The following is a 14,731-nucleotide window of genomic DNA, read 5'->3' on the forward strand; positions in this document are numbered from 1 at the left end:
CTCATCCACCGAGATTAGTCGTCGCCTGCCCTGAGGTTTCGACAAGCTCAACCACCGGGACGGCGACCTGACCACGAGGGCACGGCGGAGCCGGGCTTTTCGAAAGCGTGCGTCAAAGCGAGGAACGAGCAGCACGCGTGAAAAGTCCGGTCCGGCGGGACCGGACTCAACCACGGACCGGAGAACTACTTGGAGCGCTTGTAGAACGGGAGGTCGACGACTTCGAAGGGCTCTGCCTTGCCGCGCAGATCGATGTGCAGTGGCGTGCCGGGCTGGGTGAACCCGACGTCGACGTATGCCATGGCGATGGGGTAGCCGAGGGTGGGCGAGGGCTGGCCGGAGGTGACTTCGCCGACGACGTTGCCGTCCTTGAGGACCGGGTAGTGGGCGCGGCCGGCCCGGCGGCCCAATCCCTTGAGCCCGACGAGCCTGCGCCCGGTGGTGGAACCGGCGCCCGCTTCCTTCTTGGCTGCCAGGGCGGCCTTGCCCACGAAGTCACCTTCCTTGGACAACGCGACGACGGGCCCCAGGCCTGCTGCGAACGGGTCGCCCTGCAGCGACAGCTCGTTGCCGTAGAGGGGCATCCCCGCTTCGAGCCGGAGGGAGTCGCGGGAAGCCAGGCCCGCGGGCGTCAGCTCGCCGTCGTCGGCGATGGCGACGAGCGCCTGCCAAAGCCCGGGGGCGTCGTCATTGGACACAAAGATCTCGAAACCGTCCTCGCCGGTGTAGCCGGTCCGGGCGAGCAGCAGGTCCAGTCCTGCGCCGCCCACCAGGAACGGGACTTCGACGGCGGCGTAGTACTTCAGGTCCGTCACGAGGCTGTGCTGCGCGGCTGGGACCAGGCGGAGCAGCAGTTCCTGCGCCTTGGGGCCCTGCACCGCGATCAGCGAAGTGGCATCGGAAGCGTCGTCCACCTGCACGTCGAACCCGGCAGCCCGCTTGGCCAGTTCAGCGGCCACCACCGCGGCGTTGCCGGCGTTGGGGACCACCAGGAAGACGTCGGTGCCGTCAGCAGCCGGTGGCCGCCGGTAGGTGATGAGGTCGTCGATGATGCCGCCGTCCTCGTTGCAGATCAAAGAGTATTTGGCTTTGCCCACGGGCATCGCCGAAATTTTTCCCACCAGGGCGTAGTCCAGGAAGGCGGCGGCGTCCGGCCCCGTCACCCAGACCTCACCCATGTGGGAGAGGTCGAACAGCCCGGCACTCTTGCGGACGGCGTGGTGCTCGGCGAGCTCGGAGCTGTACTTCAGGGGCATCTGCCAGCCGCCGAAGTCGGTAAAGGAGGCACCGAGCTTCTTGTGCTCCTCATGAAGGGCGGTGTACTTCTCGCTCATGCGGTCAGCCTTCCGAGCCGGTGGTTGAGCTTGTCGAATCCTCGAACTCGGAAAGCGGCGGGCAGGAGCAGATCAGGTTGCGGTCGCCGGCCGCGCCGTCGATGCGGCCCACCGGCGGGAAGTACTTGTCCTGCTTGAGCGACTTCACCGGGAACACCGCCTGTTCGCGCGCGTAGGCACGTTCCCAGTTGCTGCTGATGGCGGCGGCCGCGGTGTGCGGGGCGTTGCGCAGCGGGCTGTCCGCCACGGAGAACTCGCCGTTCGCCACCTGGTCGATTTCGGCGCGGATGGAGATCATGGCCTCGATGAAGCGGTCAATCTCGCCAAGATCCTCGGATTCCGTGGGCTCCACCATGAGGGTGCCCGCCACGGGGAAGGCCAGGGTGGGGGCGTGGAAGCCGTAGTCGATGAGGCGCTTGGCCACGTCCTCCGCGGTGACGCCGGTCTTGGCGGTCAACTCGCGCAGGTCCAGGATGCACTCGTGGGCTACCAGTCCCCCTTCACCGGTGTACAGGACCGGGAAGAAGTCGTTCAGCCGGGCGGCGACGTAGTTTGCTGCCAGCAGCGCGGACTTGGTGGCTTCGGTGAGCCCCTGTCCGCCCATCAGCTTCACGTAGGCCCAGGAGATGGGCAGCACGCCCGCGGAGCCGTACTTGGACGCCGAGATCGGCACGCCGTTTCCTTCGGTCCAGGTGGCCGCGTTGCCGGGCATAAACGGTGCCAGGTGCGCCTTGGCAGCAACAGGTCCGACGCCGGGTCCCCCACCGCCGTGCGGGATGCAAAACGTCTTGTGCAGGTTCAGGTGCGAGACGTCGCCGCCGAACTTGCCCGGCTGGGCCAGGCCCACCAGGGCGTTGAGGTTGGCACCGTCGATGTACACCTGGCCGCCGGCCGCGTGGATGGCGTCGCAGACTTCGCGGACGTCGGCGTCGTACACACCGTGGGTGGACGGGTAGGTGATCATGATGCAGGACAGGGCGTCCTTGTGTGCCTCGATCTTGGCGTACAGGTCGGCGTGATCGATGGTGCCGTCGGCAGCAGTAGCGACGACAACAACCTTCATGCCCGCGAGCACAGCGGAGGCGGCGTTGGTGCCGTGGGCAGAAGCCGGGATCAGGCAGATGTTGCGCTGCTGATCGCCCCGGGAGTGGTGGTACCCGCGGATCGCCAACAGGCCGGCGAGCTCGCCCTGCGACCCGGCGTTCGGCTGGATGGATACCTGGTCATACCCGGTGATCTCGGTCAGCTGTGCTTCCAGGTCCGCAATGAGTTCGCGCCAGCCCTCGGTCTGGGAGTCCGGGGCGAACGGGTGGATTGAAGCGAACTCGGGCCAGGAAATGGCTTCCATCTCGGCGGTGGCGTTCAACTTCATGGTGCAGGAGCCCAGCGGAATCATGGTGCGGTCCAGCGCCAGGTCCCGGTCAGAAAGCTTCCGGATGTAGCGCAGCAGCTGGGTCTCCGAGCGGTGGGTGTTGAACACCGGGTGCTGCAGGAAGTCGGAGGAACGTTCGACGGCGGCGTCCAGGGCAAAACCGTCTGTCGTCTGAACCGGCCCGGCGCCAAAGGCGGCCACTCCAAAAGCTTCAAGGACGCCGTCGACGATTGCCGCCGTCGTCGTTTCATCGGTTGAGAAGCCCACCCTGTCCGCGTCGATGCTGCGCAGGTTGATGCCCGCAGCCTCAGCGGCGGCGACGATGCCCGCGGCCTTCCCGGGGACGGAGACCGTCACCGTGTCGAAGAAGCTGGTGTGCAGCACGTCGAAGCCGGCGGCTTTGAGGGACGCTGCGAGGGTCTTGGCGTGGGTGTGCGCGGACCGGGCGATCGCCTTCAGGCCCTCCGGGCCGTGGTACACCGCGTACATCGAGGCAACGATCGCCAACAGCGCCTGGGCGGTGCAGATGTTGGAGGTGGCCTTCTCGCGGCGGATGTGCTGCTCGCGGGTCTGGAGGGCCAGACGGTAGGCGGGCACTCCGGCGTTGTCCTTGGAAACTCCCACCAGGCGGCCGGGCATGGAGCGTTCCAGGCCCTTCTGCACCGCCATGTATGCGGCGTGCGGACCGCCGTAGAACAGCGGGACGCCAAAACGCTGGGCTGAGCCGACGGCGATGTCGGCGCCCTGCTCGCCGGGAGGCGTAATGAGGGTGAGGGCCAGGAGGTCGGCGGCAACAGTCACCAGGGCTCCGCGTTCCTTCGCCTCGGCGATGACCGCGGTGTGGTCAAAGACCCGGCCGGAGGCGCCGGGCTGCTGGAGGACAACGCCGTTGATGTCGCCCTCAGGCAGGCCGGCCGTAAGATCGGCGATTTCCACCTCGAAGCCGAGCGCCTCGGCGCGGCCCTTGACGATGGCGATAGTCTGCGGCAGGCAGTCCGCATCCAGCACCGTCTTGCCGTCCCGGGCGGCTGCGTTCTTGTTGGCCCGGCGCATCATCAGCACGGCCTCGGCGACGGCGGTGGCTTCGTCCAGCAGGGAAGCGTTGGCGATGGGCAGACCCACGAGGTCCTCGACCATGGACTGGAAATTCAGCAGTGCTTCGAGGCGGCCCTGGGAAATCTCGGGCTGGTAGGGCGTGTACGCGGTGTACCAGGCCGGGCCCTCAAGGATGTTGCGGCGGATCACCGGCGGGGTCACGGTGTCGTAGTAGCCCTGGCCGATCATCTGCACAGCGGTCTTGTTCTTCGCCGCCAGCCGCCGCAGCTCAGCGAGCGCCTCGACTTCGCTCAGGGCGCCGGCCAGTTCCAGTGCCGAATCCTGGCGGATGTCCTTGGGCACGGCGGTATCAACCAGTGCGTCCACGGTGTCGTAGCCGACGGCTTTAAGCATGGTGTCGACGTCGGCCTGGCGGCGGGCGCCGATATGCCGGTCAACGAAGGTGGCAGCCGGAGCAGTGGCGGGATTGGCGGAGGCTGGAATGGCGGAGGCTGGGGAGGCGGAGGCCGAAATAGCAGTCACGAGGAACTCCATACATAAGGCGGCGCAGGGTACGCCACATCGATTCGGGTCCTCCCCGCTCTGTAACTGGACCTGAGAGTTTCCGCGGTCCCTGCTTGCGCCGGTCCCGCTTGCACCGTCGGTGAGCACAGCAGTCCAGGAACCGGGACGGTTTCCCGGGGCGGACAGCGTGCTGCTTTCCAGAGGTGCCTCGCCGCGGCGGTACATGGGCCTGTGAGATTCCTGGGGAGGTATTGCTCCTACGGCGCCTGCTTGTACCTTCTGGCAGAACTCTCCCGCCGCAGATCAAAGGCTATTCAATTAGGTTGTTTTTGCTGGCTGCCGGAACGGCCGGCACATGGACCAATTCTCCTACGCCGCCGTCCCCCGGGCAAATGAACGGCTAGCCCCGCAGCCGGTCGACGGCGGCCAGCAGTTCCTTCACATCCGCCTCCCGGCTTCCGGGCTTTCCGGACGGCCCGCTCTCCCACATGGCATTGAAGTACAGCCCGTCCCCCATGTAGAGGACAGCTTTTGCCATGGCCGGGCCCACATCCTTGCCGATGAGCTCCAGCCACTGGTGCTGGATCGCAGCGAAGCGGCGGCGTGCTTCCTCGTGGGCCACTTCAGCCAGGCGCGTAGCGGCGACGAAGGACCGGTCCATGGGGGTGTCGGACCAGAGCGATGACCGGATGAAATAGGCAGCTGCCCCTTCCGGTGCCGCCGCCATGGCGTCAAGGTCCTCCCCCGCCAGGCGGTCCAGCCGTTCAAGGGTGGCCGCGATCAGCGTTTCCTTGTTGGGGAAGTGGTACAGCAGCCCGCCCTTGGAGACGCCTGCCCGCTTCGCCACGGCGTCCAGGGTGGCGGCACGCTCCCCCACATCGATCAGGAGTTCTTCAAAGGCATCGAGGACTGCGTCCCGCGCCACGGGTTTTCTGGCCATGGTTCCAATCATGCATTGACGGGAACGTGTTTCTTAACTGTACCGTCCGGACGGTATAGTTAAACGATGACCGCTTCCTCCGCATCGCAGCAAAACCACACCCGCCTGAACGCCACAGCGGGTCAGGCACCTGTTTCACCCCGGAGGGCGGGGCGCGACTGGCTCGCGCTGGCGCTGCTGATGTTCCCGGTCCTCCTCGTCGCGGTCGACAACACGGCACTGACGTTCGCGCTGCCCGCGATAGCGCGGGCACTGGACACCTCCGGCGTCGAACTGCTGTGGATCGTGGATGCCTACCCGCTCGTGCTGGCCGGGCTGCTGGTTGCCATGGGCAGCCTGGGTGACCGGATCGGGCGGCGCCGGCTGCTGATCATCGGCAGCATCGGCTTCGCCGCAGTGTCAGCCGCAACGGCTTTCGCTCCCAGCGCCGGCTGGCTGATCGCAGGCCGCGCCGCGCTCGGGTTCTTCGGAGCGATGCTGATGCCCTCCACGCTGTCGCTGATCCGCAACATCTTCCCGGACCCCAACCGCCGCCGACTGGCCATCGCCATCTGGGCCGCCGGGTTTTCCGGCGGTGCCGCCCTGGGGCCGATCTTCGGCGGCTGGCTGGTGGAACAGTTCTGGTGGGGAGCAGTCCTCCTGGTGGCAGTACCCATCATGCTTCCGCTGCTGGCATTTGGCCCGGCGTTTATTCCGGAGTCCCGCGACCCCAACCCGGGCAGGGTGGATGCGCCGAGCATCCTGCTTTCGCTGCTGACCATGGTGCCGGTGGTCTACGGCATCAAGGAGTACGCCACCGAAGGACCAAACCCTGTGGCCCTGGGAAGCATCGCCTTCGGGCTGGCCATGGGCGCCGCCTTTGTCCGCCGTCAACAGCGGCTGGACAGCCCCCTGCTGGACATGTCCCTCTTCCGGAACCGGGTATTCAGCATGGCCATCACAGCGAACATCCTGGCCCTGTTCTCCTTCAACGGCTTTATCCTCTTCCTGGCCCAGCACCTTCAACTCCTTGAAGGCATGTCCCCCTCGGCCGCAGGAGTGGCCATGATTCCGGCCCTGGTGGCCACCGTGGTGGCGGGCCTCGCGGTGGTGCCCCTGGTCCGGAAGATCCGCCCTGGCTTCGTGGTGGGCGCCGGTCTCGCCATGAGCGCTGCCGGGTACAGCATGGTGGCATTCGGCAGCCACGAGAACGGACCGGCGCTCCTGCTGGCAGCCCTGCTGGTCCTGGCACTGGGCGTGGGGACGGCGGAGACCATCTCCAACGACCTCATCCTCGGCAGTGTTCCGGCGGAGAAGTCCGGAGCCGCGTCGGCCATTTCCGAAACCGGATACGAAGTTGGTGCGCTGCTCGGCACGGCGGTGCTGGGCTCGATCCTCACGGCCTCCTACCAGCACAACCTGCGGCTGCCCGCCGGCATCGCCGAAGCCGCCAGCGGTCAGGGCACTGCACACGCCGGGCAGACCCTTGCCGGAGCCATGGAACTGGCGGCGGGGCTTCCCGCTCCGATGGCCGACGCCCTGCGGCAGGCTGCCGGCGCCGCCTTCGACTCAGGAGTTCATGTCACCGCGGCGATCGGACTGGTACTGATGGCGACGGCGGCAGTACTTGCCGCCGTCGTCCTGCGGAAGGTGCCCAAGGCCGGCTAAGGGCAGCATGCCGGCAGGCGGACGAGAGAAAACAGCGCCCGGTGCCGGACTTTCGAAGTCCGGCACCGGGCGCTGAATGCTTAGTGAGCCGCGGTGGGCTACTTTGAGTCGGGCGCCGTAACGCTGGCTGTGGCCTTCATCGTCTCGGCGTTGACCATCCATGCGAACTGCTCGAGCTTGGCAATGAATTCGTGCAGGAGGTCGGCCGACGTGGGGTCTTCCTCGTCCACTTCGTCATGGACCTTGCGCATGGTGCCCACGGCTGCCTCCAGGGCGGCCACGATGCGCTCGATCGCATCCTTGGTGTTGATGAGCCCCTCAGGGAAGGGGGCAAGGCTGGTGGATTCCGCCACCGTGGAGCTCCGCCCGTCCGGCAGGGCGTGCAGCGCGCGCATCCGCTCGGCCGCATCGTCAGCGAACTGGCGGGCGGCGTCCACGATTTCATCCAACTGCAGGTGGAGGTCGCGGAAGTTGGTTCCCACGATGTTCCAGTGGGCCTGCTTGCCCTGGATGTGCAGTTCAATCAGGTCCACGAGCACAGCCTGAAGGTTGTTGGTCAGTGTCGGTGAAGCTTTCATGCGTCCTCCTCGATTGGTCCAGTAATTCCCGACGCTATCAGCCCGCCATACCGCAGGCGGTAACCCCTGCTGCAATTTCTCAGTGAGCTTACTAACCCTGCCTTGGGTGACATAAAAGAACGTGATTCATATTTTCCCTTGCATCTGCGGCGGTCGCACCGCATACTAAATGAACGTCATTCATTTAGTGACCGTCGTCTCACTGGAGTAGCAAACATGATTGAAATTTCCTGCCTTGGCGCACCTGCTTCCCTGGCCCGGACAACGCAGTCCGCCCGGCCCGCCCTGCGCGTCGGCGTGGTCCAGCACCGGTGGCACCCGGACAGCGCCGTCCTCGAAGCCGAACTGGACGAGGGGATTGGCCGGGCAGCCCGGCTGGGAGCCTCCGTGGTCTTCCTGCCCGAGCTGACGCTTTCGCGCTACCCCGCGGATACCCGCCCGCACAATGACCCTTCCGAAGGACCCACCAGGACCCGGCCCTCGGACATCGCCGAGGACCTGCTGACCGGCCCCACCTTCCGCTTCGCCGCCGAAGCTGCCCGCCGCCACGGGGTATCCGTCCACGCGTCCCTGTACCAGCGTGCGGAGAACCCGGACGGCCAGGACGACGGCCTGGGGTTGAACACCGCCATCCTGGTCTCCCCGGCCGGCGAGCTCCTGGCAAGGACGCACAAGCTCCACATCCCCGTCACCGCCGGATACTACGAGGACAAGTTCTTCCGCCAGGGACCGGCCGCCGCCGACGCCTACGAAGTCCACACTCCCGCCGAACTTGGCGGCGCGAAGCTGGGAATGCCCACCTGCTGGGACGAATGGTTCCCCGAGGTTGCCCGGCTGTACTCCCTGGGCGGGGCGGACATCGTGGTGTACCCCACCGCCATCGGCTCCGAACCGGACCACCCCGATTTCGATACCCAGCCGCTGTGGCAGCAGGTCATTGTGGGCAACGGCATCGCCAACGGCCTGTTTATGATCGCCCCGAACCGCTGGGGCAGCGAAGGCACCCTGAACTTCTACGGTTCGTCCTTCATCTCCGACCCCTACGGCCGCATCCTTGCCCAAGCTCCGCGGGATGAGTCCGCTGTGCTCGTGGCGGACCTGGACCTGGACCAGCGGAAGGACTGGCTGACCCTGTTCCCGTTCCTCGCAACGCGCCGGCCGGACACCTATGGCCGCCTCACCGAGCCGGTCCGCCAGAATGAACTCCTGGGCGGCGAGCGCGGTTTCGCCGAGGTCTGCTCGTGACCGCCGCCGCGCACCTGGACGCCGCCACCTCTCCGCAGTGGCGGATGCCTGCCGAGACTGCCCGCCAGGAGCGGCTGTGGATGGCATTCCCTGCCGGCGGCTACACGCTCGGCGAGTCCACTGAGGCCGCCCATGCGGCCAGGACCACCTGGGCAGCCGTGGCGAACGCCGCCGTCGAGTTCGAGCCGGTCACCATGCTGGTGGACCCCGACGACGCCGAAACGGCCGCAGCGTACCTGCACCCCGACGTCGAGGTGCTAGCCGCCCCGCTCAATGACGCCTGGATGCGGGACATCGGCCCCACCTTCGTCCTGGACGGTGACGGGCAGCTCGGTGCCGTGGACTGGGTATTCAACGGCTGGGGCGGCCAGGACTGGGCGCAGTGGGACAAGGACGCCCTGATCGCCGGCGAGGTGGCCGGCCGGTCCGGCGCCCGTCACATCGTGTCAGCACTGGTCAATGAGGGCGGCGGCATCCAGGTGGACGGCCAGGGAACAGTGCTCGTCACGGAGACCGTGCAGCTGGATCCCGGCCGCAATCCCGGCCTCAACCGGGCCGACGTCGAGCAGGAACTGGCCCGTACCATCGGTGCCACGCATGTTGTGTGGCTGCCGCGCGGCCTGACCAGGGACTCCGAGAGGTTCGGTACCCGCGGCCACGTGGACATCGTGGCCGCCATCCCCTCCCCCGGGACGCTGCTGGTCCACTCGCAGGAAAACCCGGAACACCCGGACTTCGAGGTCTCCCGGGAAATCATCGACTTCCTCCGGGGCACCACCGATGCCGCCGGCCGGCAGTGGAACATCATCGAAGTCCCCGCCCCGGAAACCCTGCGGGACGACGACGGTTTCGTGGACTACAGCTACATCAACCACGTGGTGGTCAACGGCGGCGTCATCGCCTGCAGCTTCAACGACCCCCAGGACGACAAGGCCCTGCAGATCCTGGCAGAGGCCTACCCCGGACGGCGTATTGTCGCCATCGACGCACGTGAGCTTTTTGCCCGCGGCGGGGGGATCCACTGCATCACCCAACAGCAGCCTGCTGCCTCCCAGAAAGTGGTGTTATGACAGAAACCATCCGCACCGGTGCCTCCGCCGGCGGAGCCGGACAGCCGGCAACCCCCTCCGGAGTCTCCCCTAAGGGCCTGAAGGGCGGGCAGCTGGGGCTCCTCGCCGTCGTTGTCCTGGGCATCTCCACCATCGCCCCGGCATACACGCTCACCAGCGCACTGGGACCCACCGTCAACGAAGCCGGTCTGCAGCTGCCCGTCATCTTCCTCATCGGGTTTATTCCCATGATCCTGGTGTCACTGGCGTACCGGGAGCTCAATGCCGACTCCCCGGACAGCGGCACAACCTTCACCTGGGTGACCAAAGCCTTCGGCCCCTGGATCGGCTGGATGGGCGGCTGGGGCCTTCTGGCAGCCAACATCATTGTGCTGTCCAACCTGGCCGGGGTCGCCGTCGACTTCTTCTACCTCTTCCTGTCCCAGCTCACGGGTTCCCCGGAACTGGCGGACCTGGCTGACAACAAGCCGCTGAACGTACTCACCTGCTTTGTGTTCGTAGCCCTGGCCGTGTGGGTCAGCTACCGCGGCCTGCACACCACCAAGGTGGTGCAGTACAGCCTGGTGGGCTTCCAGCTGCTGGTCCTGGGACTGTTCGTCGCCATGGCCTTCGCCAACTGGTCCACCTCCGAAACGGCCATCCCGTTCAGCTGGGACTGGTTCGATGTCACGAAGATCGAGACGTTCGGCCAGATTGCCGCCGGCATCTCCCTGTCAATCTTCGTGTACTGGGGCTGGGACGTCTGCCTGACCGTCAACGAGGAAACGGCCAACGGCAAGAAGACCGCCGGCGTGGCCGGCACCCTGACCGCCGTCATCGTCCTGGCCATCTACCTCCTGGTCAGCATCGCCACCATGATGTTCGCCGGCGTCGGGGATACCGGCAACGGCCTGAACAACGCCGAAAACCACGAAAACATCTTCACGGCCCTGGCCTCCCCCATCATGGGTCCCTTCGCCATCCTGATGTCCCTCGCCGTGCTGTCCAGCTCCGCCGCGTCGCTGCAGTCCACGTTTATGTCGCCGTCGCGCAGCCTGCTGGCCATGGCCCACTATGAGGCATTGCCGGAGCCCTTCAGCCGGGTGAGCAGGAAGTTTGCGACGCCGGGCTACGCCACCGTTGCCGCCGGCATCCTGTCTGCGGGGTTCTATGCAGTGATGCACGTGCTCAGCGAAAACGTCCTGAACGACACCATCCTGGCGCTGGGCCTGATGATCTGCTTCTACTACGGGCTGACGGCGATCGCCTGTGCCTGGTACTTCCGCAACAGCGTCTTCAGCAGCCTCCGCAACTTCGTGCTGCGGTTCCTCTGCCCTGTGCTGGGTGGCGTGGGCCTGTTCGTGGTGTTCTTCCAGACGGCCGTGGACAGCGTGGCACCGGAGTTCGGCAGTGGCTCGGAAGTGTTCGGGGTGGGCCTGGTGTTCGTCCTCGGAGTGGGCATCCTGGCCCTTGGCGCAGTGTTCATGCTGGTGATGTCCCGGCTGCGGCCCCGGTTCTTCCGCGGTGAGACCCTGAAGCAGGACACCCCGGCCCTGGTGGTCCCGGAATAGGAAAACCCAAGCGTACGCAAAAAGGTGCCGCAACCCGGATCAACGGGGTGCGGCACCTTTTTTGTTTCCATCACCAGAAGTGGGCGACGTCCACGATCAGGCGGGAACCGGAACCGGGGCCGTCCAGCGTCAGGACCCGGTAGGGCAGCCGGGCACGGACGCCCAGGCCAACGCTGGTGTAGCCTTCGAAGCTTCCGGCATAAACCACTTGCCGGAAGGTCTGGTAGCCGGACACGTTGGACAGCTCAGCCTTGGCGGCGGGAGCGTAGGTGACGTTGCCCTTCTGGTCGTACGAAGGTGCGTTCACGGTGACCTGCAGGCGTGCCCTGCCCTGCACCGGAATGGTGAAGCCCGAGCCGTCCTGGATGATCTCCGGGACGTACCGGACCGTGTAGCCCTTGACGGGGCCATTGAGGTCAACCACCATCCGGTCGAAGCAGTAATGCTGCCCGGTCCGGACGTTGGTGACGGAGGCGGTGCTCAAATCTGGCCCGGTCTTGGCCAGGGATCCCCATGCGAGACCGCAATACGAGGTGGCTGCCGAGGCGGGCCCCGGTGCCAGGATTCCCAGCCCGGCGGCCGCGAGGAGCGCCGTGAGCCAGAGGAGGAGTTTCTTCATTGTGGGTGCCATCCAGAGGGAAGTGGTGCGGTTGGATAGATCAAGCGTAGGAGTGCCGGGAGCCCGAAACGAGGGTTGTGGCCGCTTCGGCGTGCAACCGTAAGGAACCCCGGATCCGTATCACGCCGCTGTAAATCCCGCAGGCTTTTGCCGCTCTCCTTAACCGTTCCGGTGCCGTTTCTGGACCCGGCCGTTATGCCGGATAACGGTGCCGGAACCACGAAACAGCGCCAGCCACCCAAGGGGCGGCCGGCGCTGTTTTTACGCTGTTGTGTGTCGCGGTTCTAGCCTTCGCACTCGCGGCAATACTTCATGCCGTTCTTTTCGCGGGCCACCTGGGAACGGTGACGGACCAGGAAACACGATGAGCAGGTGAATTCGTCCGACTGCTCGGGAACAACGATGACGGTCAGTTCCTCGTTGGAAAGATCGGCGCCGGGCAGGTCGATGCCCTCGGCCGTGTCGTTTTCGTCAACGTCGATCACCGCGGTCTGGGCGTTGCCGCCGCGGGATGCCTGCAGGGCCTCCAGGGAATCGGCCGGAGACTCTTCCTCCTGCTTGCGTGGAGCATCGTAATCGGTAGCCATAGCGAGTTCACTTTCGTTGCTGCACAGCACCATTTCAGGCACCTCAGTGAAGCAGTTTAGGTCATAACGCCCTCACCCGCGCAATAGTGTGTTCAAGCAGACAATTCACGGGGTTCCGGGATGGTTTCTGAATGGGTTCGACGGACCTGGTCCGCCCCAGCCGCCACACCGCTCAGGGCCGGCAGCCACCCCCATCTCGTGGCATCGGCCATCGCATCGGCAGCCTGTCCCGGGGTGTCAAAGTAGAAGGCATCCGCAAGCCAGGCCCGGATACGGGCGGGAAATGATGTTGTCATGCCGGCGACGCTACGCAGGCATTGTTGTGAGTGCGTTTCGTCCCGGTCTCACGCACATTAATCCCCCACGCGAATACGGCGACAGGCAGTCCGCAAAAGAAGTTGTTGACCCGCCCAGAGGCCGATCCTAAAATCGCGGCATCGGTATTCCTGCTGGATTCTTACCGCCTTTTGATCTGGAAGTATCAGCGATGGCCATAGTTCATGAAAACCTTCCGGAGCCGGACGTCCAGCAGTCGCTGCACAAGTTGCGCGGGCAGCTGCAGGGATCGTTGATCGAACCGCAGGATCCCCTGTACGACGAAGCCCGCGCGGTGTGGAACGGCATGGTCGATCTGCGTCCGCGGGCCATCGCCAGGGCAGGAGCCGTCTCCGATATTGACCTGGTCCTGGCCAGTGCGCGCCGCAGCGGCCTCGCACTGGCCGTCCGCGGCGGCGGCCACAACATCGCCGGCCACGGCACGGTCCACGGCGGCCTGGTCCTGGATCTGGGAGCCCTCCGGGAGGTACGGATCGATGCGCAAAGCAGGCGGGTCGTCGTCGAGCCCGGAGCGACCCTTGGGGACGTGGACCGGGCCACAGCCGCACAAGGCCTTGCGGTACCCCTGGGGGTTATCAGCGGAACGGGAGTGGCAGGACTTACCCTGGGCGGCGGCGTAGGCTGGCTGACCCGGACCGGCGGGCTCAGCCTGGACAACCTGGACTCCGTGGACGTGGTCACCCCTGCCGGCGAGCACGTGCACGCCAGCGCGGAAGAGAACCCGGAGTTGTTCTGGGGAGTGCGTGGCGGCGGCGGGAACTTCGGCGTGGTGTCCTCCTTCACGTTCCGCGCCCTCGCCCTCCCGGCCGCACCGCTGGGCGGCAACCTCTTTTACCGGCCGGAGCATTGGCGAAATGCCTTCCTCGCCTTCGAAGCCTGGACCAGGGCACTGCCGGACGACATGAACTCGATCGTCTCGTTCCTGGTGCTCCCCGCCGAATTCGGCATGGGCAGCCAGCCCTGGATGGCTATCGGATTCGCCTGGGTCGCCGAGGACCAGCAGGCCGGCCTGGGGCTGGTGGACCAGCTTCGCGCCGCTGCCCCGCCCGACGGCGAGGAGGTGGGACCGACGTCGTGGCCGGAATGGCAAAGCGCCATGGACGCCGTCTTCCCCAAGGGGTCCCGCGGCTATTGGAAGAACGTCTCGTTCTCGCGGCTGGACGAGGAGGTGGTTGACGCCGTGCTGGGCTTCGCTTCCGAGCTGGCCTGGGAGGGAACGGGCATCGATATCCATCACCTGGAGGGTGCGTTCGGGCGCGTGCCCGAAAACGACACGGCGTTCCCCAACCGGTCCGCGCGGTACTGGCTGAACGTTTACGGGTTCTGGCATGACGCGGCCGAGGACGAACGGTTGACAGCGTTCGCCCGCAAGGCCCACTCCACAATGCAGCCGTTCGCGGAGCAGGGCGAATACGTCAACTTCCTGGGAGCGGAAGTGGGAGTGCAGGCGCCGGACGCCGCCCGCAGCGCCTACGGACAGGACAAGTACCAGCGCCTCGTGGCCCTCAAGGACCGATATGACCCGCAGAATCTCCTGCGCCTGAACCACAACATTCCACCATCGGGCGGCTAGCAGGCCGGCGCGGCCGGCAGCGGGCAAAAAAATAGAGCCCCCTGTCGGATTCGAACCGACGACCCCCGCTTTACAAGAGCGGTGCTCTGGCCAACTGAGCTAAGGAGGCATGCCCTGGCGGGCGGGCGCCTCAACGGCGCTACATAAGGTTAGCCCAAGTCCTCCCGGTGGTAAAAATGCCGGGCTTGTCCAAGGCCGTCAGAACCGCCGGTTGCAGGAAAGGGGGCAACAAAAGGGCCCACCTTCCGGAACAGATCTGAACTGGTCCCCGAAAGTTGGACTGGCTTAGTAAGAGCCTAAACTGCAAGGGCCTGAGCACG

Annotated in this window: 12 protein-coding genes, 1 tRNA gene and 1 riboswitch; of the genes, 5 read left to right on the forward strand and 8 right to left on the reverse strand. The window is 65.9% G+C overall.

Features of this window, described 5'->3' with window-relative positions; translation table 11 throughout:
- Positions 1 to 185: 185 nt before the first annotated feature.
- From gcvT to FNL14_RS11000, 3 genes are all read right to left on the reverse strand, one after another.
- Positions 186 to 1,334 (reverse strand): glycine cleavage system aminomethyltransferase GcvT, encoded by a 1,149-nt coding sequence (gene gcvT / locus FNL14_RS10990; RefSeq protein ID WP_142059976.1) that lies wholly within the window; start codon positions 1,332 to 1,334, stop codon positions 186 to 188.
- A gap of 4 nt (positions 1,335 to 1,338) precedes the next feature.
- Positions 1,339 to 4,296, reverse strand: a complete 2,958-nt coding sequence (gene gcvP, locus FNL14_RS10995) for an aminomethyl-transferring glycine dehydrogenase (protein WP_255470791.1) — start codon at positions 4,294 to 4,296, stop codon at positions 1,339 to 1,341.
- Positions 4,297 to 4,473: 177 nt separating this feature from the next.
- Positions 4,474 to 4,572, reverse strand: a riboswitch (glycine riboswitch).
- A 94-nt stretch (positions 4,573 to 4,666) separates the two neighbouring features.
- Positions 4,667 to 5,206 carry a TetR/AcrR family transcriptional regulator gene (locus tag FNL14_RS11000; protein WP_091417920.1) on the reverse strand — a complete coding sequence of 180 codons (540 nt, stop codon included), beginning with the start codon at positions 5,204 to 5,206 and terminating at the stop codon, positions 4,667 to 4,669.
- Positions 5,207 to 5,272: 66 nt separating this feature from the next.
- On the opposite strand from FNL14_RS11000, the gene FNL14_RS11005 reads away from it, so the two are divergent.
- On the forward strand, positions 5,273 to 6,853 hold the full coding sequence (locus FNL14_RS11005) for an MFS transporter (RefSeq protein ID WP_142059979.1): 1,581 nt from the start codon (positions 5,273 to 5,275) through the stop codon (positions 6,851 to 6,853).
- 98 nt (positions 6,854 to 6,951) lie between these two features.
- Here FNL14_RS11005 and FNL14_RS11010 read toward each other — a convergent pair whose 3' ends face one another.
- Complete coding sequence (locus FNL14_RS11010) at positions 6,952 to 7,431, reverse strand: Dps family protein (protein WP_091417183.1); 480 nt, start codon at positions 7,429 to 7,431, stop codon at positions 6,952 to 6,954.
- Positions 7,432 to 7,647: 216 nt separating this feature from the next.
- Here FNL14_RS11010 and FNL14_RS11015 point away from each other — a divergent pair, with 216 nt between their 5' ends.
- From FNL14_RS11015 to FNL14_RS11025, 3 genes are read left to right on the forward strand one after another with little or no spacing between them, the layout of a single operon-like run.
- Positions 7,648 to 8,676: a nitrilase-related carbon-nitrogen hydrolase gene (locus FNL14_RS11015; RefSeq protein WP_142059981.1), complete on the forward strand. Its 1,029-nt coding sequence runs from the start codon at positions 7,648 to 7,650 to the stop codon at positions 8,674 to 8,676.
- A gap of 44 nt (positions 8,677 to 8,720) precedes the next feature.
- On the forward strand, positions 8,721 to 9,746 hold the full coding sequence (locus FNL14_RS11020; protein ID WP_142059997.1) for an agmatine/peptidylarginine deiminase: 1,026 nt from the start codon (positions 8,721 to 8,723) through the stop codon (positions 9,744 to 9,746).
- On the forward strand, positions 9,743 to 11,296 hold the full coding sequence (locus FNL14_RS11025; protein WP_142059983.1) for an APC family permease: 1,554 nt from the start codon (positions 9,743 to 9,745) through the stop codon (positions 11,294 to 11,296). The genes FNL14_RS11020 and FNL14_RS11025 overlap by 4 nt, the downstream gene beginning before the upstream one ends.
- Before the next feature lie 70 nt (positions 11,297 to 11,366).
- On the opposite strand, the gene FNL14_RS11030 is transcribed toward FNL14_RS11025, so the two are convergent.
- The 3 genes from FNL14_RS11030 to FNL14_RS11040 all read right to left on the reverse strand — a co-directional run bounded on the left by FNL14_RS11030 (position 11,367) and on the right by FNL14_RS11040 (position 12,798).
- Positions 11,367 to 11,915 (reverse strand): hypothetical protein, encoded by a 549-nt coding sequence (locus tag FNL14_RS11030; protein ID WP_091417178.1) that lies wholly within the window; start codon positions 11,913 to 11,915, stop codon positions 11,367 to 11,369.
- A 284-nt stretch (positions 11,916 to 12,199) separates the two neighbouring features.
- Entirely contained in the window at positions 12,200 to 12,502 is a 303-nt protein-coding gene (locus FNL14_RS11035) for a DUF4193 domain-containing protein (protein WP_050056290.1), read from the reverse strand.
- Positions 12,503 to 12,594: 92 nt separating this feature from the next.
- Positions 12,595 to 12,798 carry a hypothetical protein gene (locus FNL14_RS11040; RefSeq protein WP_142059985.1) on the reverse strand — a complete coding sequence of 68 codons (204 nt, stop codon included), beginning with the start codon at positions 12,796 to 12,798 and terminating at the stop codon, positions 12,595 to 12,597.
- 191 nt (positions 12,799 to 12,989) lie between these two features.
- Between FNL14_RS11040 and FNL14_RS11045 the strand changes: the two genes are divergently transcribed.
- Positions 12,990 to 14,411 (forward strand): FAD-binding oxidoreductase, encoded by a 1,422-nt coding sequence (locus FNL14_RS11045; protein WP_142059987.1) that lies wholly within the window; start codon positions 12,990 to 12,992, stop codon positions 14,409 to 14,411.
- Between the two features lie 35 nt (positions 14,412 to 14,446).
- Here the strand turns inward: FNL14_RS11045 and FNL14_RS11050 are convergent.
- Positions 14,447 to 14,520 (reverse strand) — tRNA-Thr (locus FNL14_RS11050).
- Between the last annotated feature and the right edge of the window lie 211 nt (positions 14,521 to 14,731).

This window comes from Pseudarthrobacter sp. B4EP4b (genome assembly GCF_006680095.1).
GTDB lineage: Bacteria > Actinomycetota > Actinomycetes > Actinomycetales > Micrococcaceae > Arthrobacter.